Origin of the sequence: uncultured Campylobacter sp., assembly GCF_963517995.1 — a bacterium.
Classification (GTDB): domain Bacteria; phylum Campylobacterota; class Campylobacteria; order Campylobacterales; family Campylobacteraceae; genus Campylobacter_A.
This window is the reverse complement of the sequence record NZ_CAUQHQ010000127.1, coordinates 1-6,369: the sequence shown is the minus strand read 5'-3', so window position 1 is coordinate 6,369 and position 6,369 is coordinate 1. Positions and strand designations below refer to the sequence as shown.

At 45.0% G+C, this 6,369-nt stretch carries 9 protein-coding genes; 1 reads left to right on the top strand and 8 read right to left on the bottom strand.

The window, feature by feature from the left end; translation table 11 throughout:
• Positions 1-11: 11 nt before the first annotated feature.
• Genes RYL88_RS10680 through RYL88_RS10665 form a run of 4 tightly spaced genes read right to left on the bottom strand, consistent with a single transcriptional unit; the run spans position 12 to position 3,342 of the window.
• Positions 12-140, bottom strand: a complete 129-nt coding sequence (locus tag RYL88_RS10680) for a hypothetical protein (RefSeq protein ID WP_297967216.1) — start codon at positions 138-140, stop codon at positions 12-14.
• Positions 134-325 carry a tail protein X gene (locus tag RYL88_RS10675; RefSeq protein ID WP_297967213.1) on the bottom strand — a complete coding sequence of 64 codons (192 nt, stop codon included), beginning with the start codon at positions 323-325 and terminating at the stop codon, positions 134-136. Before RYL88_RS10675 ends, RYL88_RS10680 begins: the two co-directional genes overlap by 7 nt.
• Positions 318-692 carry a phage tail protein gene (locus tag RYL88_RS10670; RefSeq protein ID WP_297967210.1) on the bottom strand — a complete coding sequence of 125 codons (375 nt, stop codon included), beginning with the start codon at positions 690-692 and terminating at the stop codon, positions 318-320. Before RYL88_RS10670 ends, RYL88_RS10675 begins: the two co-directional genes overlap by 8 nt.
• Before the next feature lie 4 nt (positions 693-696).
• Positions 697-3,342: a phage tail tape measure protein gene (locus RYL88_RS10665; protein WP_297967207.1), complete on the bottom strand. Its 2,646-nt coding sequence runs from the start codon at positions 3,340-3,342 to the stop codon at positions 697-699.
• 44 nt (positions 3,343-3,386) lie between these two features.
• Here RYL88_RS10665 and RYL88_RS10660 point away from each other — a divergent pair, with 44 nt between their 5' ends.
• Entirely contained in the window at positions 3,387-3,548 is a 162-nt protein-coding gene (locus RYL88_RS10660) for a hypothetical protein (RefSeq protein WP_297967205.1), read from the top strand.
• Between the two features lie 144 nt (positions 3,549-3,692).
• On the opposite strand, the gene RYL88_RS10655 is transcribed toward RYL88_RS10660, so the two are convergent.
• From RYL88_RS10655 to RYL88_RS10640, 4 genes are all read right to left on the bottom strand, one after another.
• Positions 3,693-3,953 carry a phage tail assembly protein gene (locus tag RYL88_RS10655; RefSeq protein ID WP_297967204.1) on the bottom strand — a complete coding sequence of 87 codons (261 nt, stop codon included), beginning with the start codon at positions 3,951-3,953 and terminating at the stop codon, positions 3,693-3,695.
• An 86-nt stretch (positions 3,954-4,039) separates the two neighbouring features.
• Positions 4,040-4,555, bottom strand: coding sequence for a phage major tail tube protein (locus tag RYL88_RS10650; protein WP_297967200.1), 516 nt, complete (start codon positions 4,553-4,555; stop codon positions 4,040-4,042).
• A 108-nt stretch (positions 4,556-4,663) separates the two neighbouring features.
• Positions 4,664-5,827: a phage tail protein gene (locus RYL88_RS10645; protein WP_297967196.1), complete on the bottom strand. Its 1,164-nt coding sequence runs from the start codon at positions 5,825-5,827 to the stop codon at positions 4,664-4,666.
• Positions 5,828-5,838: 11 nt separating this feature from the next.
• Positions 5,839-6,252 carry a DUF5675 family protein gene (locus RYL88_RS10640; RefSeq protein WP_297967193.1) on the bottom strand — a complete coding sequence of 138 codons (414 nt, stop codon included), beginning with the start codon at positions 6,250-6,252 and terminating at the stop codon, positions 5,839-5,841.
• Positions 6,253-6,369: the final 117 nt, after the last annotated feature.

Below are 6,369 nucleotides of genomic sequence, written 5' to 3'. Positions count from 1 at the left end.
CCTTTTTCTACTTATACTTCGTTGCCGTCTCGCTCGACTTCGGTTACATATAACGCATACGCTCCCTTGTCTCGCTCGCCGCCGCCTTGCCTAAGCGAAAAATGCTGCGCGGTAATTTTATTGCCTTGAATTTTTACCATAGCTTATTTTGCTCCTTGGCTTTCTCTTTTATCTCGGGCAAAAATACCTTGTCGCCCGCTTTAAGCGTAGCGGCTAGTTTTGGATTTAGAGCTAATACTTGCTCGAAAAATCTTAAATGTCCGTAATGGTTATAGACGATAGTATCGAGCCTATCGCCGTCTTTAGCTATGTAAATTTTATCCATCGTAATCCCTTTTTAGCTCCAAACTAAAGCTCTGCGTAAAAAACGCTCCGTTTGGGGTAAATACGGCTTGTTTTTCGCTGATTTTTATAACCGCGAACCTGCCGAAATATTTGCCGTTTCCGTTGGTTAGCGCATAGCTTTGTCTACCGCGCGCCAGCTCGTAAAGCCTTTTTAATGCCGTCTGTTTGTCGCCGTTATAGGGTAAGGTTTGACCTTCTATACTGATAGTTTGGTTTCCTAAATTTGCCGCAAATAAAACGGGGTGATTTTGGATACGGTCCTGCGAGCTTATACCAAACTCGGTCTCGAGCGATATACCGCCCACCTGTTTCCATGTAAATTTAAAGCCTCCTAAATTTAAGACCATATCGCTACCTTTGCTCTCTTATTTCAGTGTTGGCACTGTTAAATTCATCTCTTTTAAGCGCCTCTTTGACGCCTCTTGTTATTTGAGCCTTGAAATTTTCTAAATCAAATTTGCCGCTTTCCCCAAATAGCCTAAAATCCCCCGTGAAGGTAACGTTAATAGCCCCGGGGGCGCCGCCTACTTTTTCTTTGTATCCGGGCGATGCCCCAAGAATGCCGCCGACTCCGCTCGGTTTTTTGGCATCAATGCTTGGCGCCGCTTCGTTTGCCTTTAAAATTTGGTTTATGGAAGCGTTGTGGTTTTTGTCTTGGAGCGTATCCGAGCTAAACTGCGGCAAGCCTGTATACGCAGGCAGCTTGACGTCTTTTATCGGGTCTTTTGCCTTAGCGATCTTGACTTCCTGCGGTGCGTCATCGTTGAACCAAGAAAAAGGGTTGTACCAATTTGCCTCTTTTCCGTCTCCTATACCAAGGGCGTCTTTCGTCCAATCAGTAGCCGCCCCGAGTGCATCGCCGATAGAGCTAACCGTATCTACGATCCATTGAAATTTGCTTGCCACCCAATCAAAAAAGCCCCCGAATAGCTTGCTCCAAAAATCTATCGAGGCGTTGAATATAGGCTTTAAAAAATCGGCTATAGGCATGAATATATCTTTGAAGAAATTTGCCACAGGGGTAAAGATAGAGACTATACTGTCGTATGCCCATCTAAATACCTCCATGATAGCGTCTATAAAGCCGCCCGCCATCTCGTATATCTTTTGCCAGATAGAGCTAAGAAAGCCGGCTATCCCTTGCCAAATACCGCTAAAAAAGTTTGCGACGCTTTGCCAAATTTCTTTAAAAAACTCCGCTACGCTACCCCATAGGTTGTTAAACCAGTCGGCTACGCTTTGACATACATTTTTGATCCAAACTATCGCGTTATCCCAAACCGTCTTTATCTTTTCCCAAAAATTTAGGAAAAATTCTTTGACCTCGTCCCAGTGTTCTACGATATAGGCTCCCGCTGCCCCTATGGCTACGACGAGGGCTCCGATACCGGTAGATATAAGAGCTAGGCGCATAATCTTTGCGCCGATGGCCGCAGCCGTGAAGCCCGCGCGTAAAATAACTAGACCTCTGCCGAAGGCCAAAGAAAGCGCGGTAGATATCCTTACTACCGTATTCCATGCTGCGGCTAGTATCAGAGCGGCTCTGAGCCTAGCTCCTACGAGCCACGTGGCTGCCGCTTGTATCTTAAGAGCTGCGGCATGAGCCAGGGTTCTAGCTCTAGCTATCATCGTAACGGGGTTTAAAAACCTAAGCACCCTGACCAAGGTTATAAACGCATCCGTTGCGCTAAGGGCGGCTATCCTTACTATCAAAAATACGGGCTTAAATAGCATAAGCCCCGCTACCGCGCTTATCATTACTGCCGTAAGCGTTGGAAATTTAGCGCTTAAGTCGCTTAAGAATTTAGCTAAAGAGCTCAACATCGACGCTAAAGAGTTGGTAAGCGGTAAAAAGGTTTCTCCTAAACTAGAGCCTAAATTTCTCCAGGCTTGCATAAGCCTTTGGATGCCCGACTTTGCAGTATTTAGTTTAACTTGTAATTCTTTTTGCATGCTTCCTGCGGCTTCGTCCGAAAAGGCCATTTTCATATTGGCTTTAAAAGCATCCATATTGGTGATGAGTCCTGCGATCTCGTCGCTAAAATTTCCGCCCATAAGATCATAAAGTAGTCCGGCTTGGAGTTCTTTGGGCGCAGCGGCAATACGATCTAAAAATAGCGTTACGGCTCCCGCGGCATCTTTGCCGATAGCTGTTTTTAGATGTTTAGCATCTAGGCCTATCGTAGCTAGCGCCTCGTGAAATTTCTTGCCTTGGTTGTCTATATTGGCTAGCCTAGTATAAAGGGAATTTAGCGAAGTGCCTACGACCGACGGGGCTTTGCCGGTACTTAGCATGCTTGCCGCGATCGCACTGGCGGCTTTTTCGTTTAATCCGAGCAAATTTGCATTTCCCGCCGTTAAAGAGGTGGCCGTAAGTATGTCGGCTGCTCCTGCGTTAGTGACTTTATTGTCAAGCAAATTCACGACGTCGAAAAACTCTTTGAGCTCATCGACCTTATCTAGCTTAAAGCCCACTTTCATATTATTAGCTGCAGTAGCCACTTGCTCGGCGCTCATTTCAAACGCCGTAGAACCCGTAGCCAACAGTCTCGTATACTTTACGAGATCTTCGCCAGCTAAATTTATCTTGCCTCCGCCGCTTGCGATATTTGCGATATTTTCAAAGCTTTCTCCAAGCTCGCTTGAAAGCCCTCTCATCTCGTTTTTTAGCTTTAGTAAGTTTTCTTCGCTATCGTCTACGTATTTTTTGACGTTAGCAAAGGCTGCTTCGTCGTCTATGGCTAGTTTTATAGGCACTGCTATGACACTGGTTTTTAAAGCGTTTGGTATTTGGGCCAGCTCGCTCGTTAGATTCGACCTCATGCTCCTTAAATTTTCTTGTAAGTTATTTAATCTGGCGTTATCAAGAGAACCCAGAGCCTGCCTAGCCTCATTTATCGTCCTGGTCATATTCCTTAGACTATCTCTTAGTGTATTTATCTGGCTTAGGCCTCTAACGGCTAGGCCGATACCGATACCTACCGACGTCTCTTGCATTTGCGCTCCTTTTTGTGATACAATTCCTATAAAAAGGATTAAATATGAAAGTGTTTTTACTTATCGCCTTATTTGCGGCTTTGTTTTATATTTATCCCGGCCTTTTTGATAATGTCATAGCCGTACTATTTGGTCTTGGCTTGCTAGGCGGCTTTATAGGCATCGTCGGCTACGTTTTAAAAGAGGCTCAAAAAGCGGTTTCATAAAAGTAAACCGCTAAAATTTACTCTTTAATATCTCCTCTGCGATCCCTAAAAATTTTACGTATTCGTCTATGCTAAACTCCATAATTTCATCAAACGAAAAATGAAGCGTATGACCTATTATCGCTACGCCCTCAAAGGTATGGCCTAGGACAAAAAACCCGCCACCGCGCTAAGAATAAGCGAACAGTCTTTAGCTTCTAGCTCCTCAAGCTCGGCTTCGCTCATACAAGTAAGGTTGCTAGCTAGCCTAAAAGTCAAATCGGCCTCGCTGCCTTTTGCGCCGCTCATAGCAAAGCGAAGATCTTTGCCCTTTGGGTGCCTGATTTTAACTTCGTTACCGCCTGATAGCGTAATGACGGTGTATTTGATACCGTCTTGTTCGATGATTTCATTTTTCTTGCTCATTTTTATTCCTTTGACTTAAAATTTAAAGGCCTTTAAAAGCCGTTTAATCTATCGGCGCAGCTCTCGTCGCCGATAGAAAATATTTATTATTCGCCCAAATTTGAACGCACTTGCGCCAAATAATCCACCCCACCTATCAGGCATATCATGTTTTCTACGTCAAATAGCGCCACGGGGATTTTGCCTATATTTATATCTAAAAAATGTACGGCTAGTTTGACGCTCACTTCCATCTCTTTTCCGCTTTCAAAGCTTCCCGGGTCTATCTCGGTAATATCGCCGGTTACGGCCATAGAAAAAGGCTCGGGAGCGCCTTTGCCCGCTTGAAATACGCTAGCTTTAAATAAAAAAGGAATTCTGTTATTCCAAGTATTTAGCCCGTATCCAAGATAGGTGTTTTTATCGAGTACGCTTAGCTTAAACTCCATTTCTACGGGTTTTATCGTCCCGCTTGCGAAATTGCCGCCAAGCGCGCCTTTGACTTCGATCATCTCTTGTTCTATCTTTGGGATAGTTAGAGATTTAACGACGCCTAAATATCCTTGGCCGTTTATAAAAACATTGGCCTCCTGAACGACCTGAGGTATCTGTCTTTTTACCATTTTTTATCTCCTTTTAACGCCAAGCAAAGCTTGACTAAAGGAGCAAATACTAAAGTCCCCGCAAGCTGGGCGCCCCTGATTTGCTCCAAAAACCTTTTCTTAAGGCGCCTATTTATTTAAATCGTTCATCAGCGTTTCGCCGTATTTATCGACATAGATAAAATCAAGCGTTAGCTGTTTTACGATAGGGGTGTTTTGCATTCTGACGTCTAGGTAAAATTTACCGTCCGTGATGTTTGCTAGCGTATTTTTCTCGCTCCAAGATAGCTCGTATCCGAGCAATACCTTTGCTCCTACAAGCCCCCTAAGCAGCTCGCTAACGCTTCTTTTGGCGTGATAGAGCTGGTCGGCCTTTTTGTCGATAGCAAATAGCACGCCTTTTTGGCAAGCCTGCGAAATACGGTCAAATACTCTAACGCGCGCTAAATCCTTCCATATAGTATCCTGGTCGCTAGTCTCTCCGCCCCAAGCCCTAAAGCCGCTTTCTCTGATGACGGTCGAAATTTTAGCCGCCCTTAGCTCATCAGCCGTGCACGTCTCGCCAAGCTCGAAATCTACGTCTACTTCCGTGCCCGAAACCCCTATCATCACTCTGTTTGAGTAGCTGTCGCTATATCCGAACTCGCTTGCACCGTCCGTATGAGCTATCATTCCGGCTATTCTAGCGCTTTGCCCTTCATAGACGTAAGCGTTCGTTTCATCGTCCCAAACCTTGACGTTAGGATACGCTGCAACGAGCCTTCTAGTGCCGAAGTCCCCCATCTTTACTATCGCCGCGGCCGCGTCCTGGGCTTTTAGATCTACGATGCCGGTTGCTTTTAGCCTGGTAGCTACTTTTTCTATCTCGCCTTTTACAGCGTCTTCGTGGCTAAACTCGGGCGATATAATTAAATTAGGGTTATATCCGAAGCGAGATTTTGCTTTGGTTAGCTCTGATATAGCCTTTTTGCACTCGGTGATCTCGTCATTCGTGTCGCTATCGTCGTCTTTGGTAAATACGCTTAATATTATTTGCGTATTTACCGCCTGATCTTCGATGCCTTTTAGAGCCCTATAAATCGAGCCTTTTTTAAAGGCTTGGCTCGCGTCCTTTTTGGCTTTGTATTTTGCCTCTAACGCTTCAAGCGCCTTTGCCGTCGTCATGAAAAAATGCAGGCCGTTTTCTAGGACCTCCTCGTATCCGGCGATTCCTATGGGCGTAACGCTTTCTACGCTGATAGGTCTTGCGGCCTCGGCGCTTATGGTTACGTTTACTCCGAACTTTGCTGCCATACTATCTCCTTTTAAAATTTATTGATGATTTCCACTTGAAATTCTTTTTTGAACGTCAGCCCTATAAAAGCTTCCAGCGCTCTTTTGCTGTCGCCGACTCCGTATTCGTCCGCCTTATTTCCAAGCAAGATGCACCCCTGCGTATCTTTTGCAATATTGCCGCTATGGATGAGTATGCATCTATCTTTCGGCACTTTTTCATTAAAAAGTAATGGCAAAAGCCTTTGAAATTTGTCGCTTTCATGCCAGGTCGTTTGGTAAACTCCGGCCGGTATCCGCTTATCGCGGCCTCGCTCTACGGTATCCGGACCCGCGGGCTCAAGCGTAAAGCCCTCTAGCAGCACGCGCCTATCTTCCGAAACTAGGCGAAATCTGCCTATCGTGCCGTCGTAAATCTCTTTAATCCTCTCGACTATCAGCTTCATTTTTGCTCCTTTATTTGATTAAATTTATCACTGTGACTGCGATCAATATGGCCGCCGCAATAATCATAAAAGTCTTAGTTGATGTTTTCATTTTTTTACTCTTTTTAGCGGATGAAA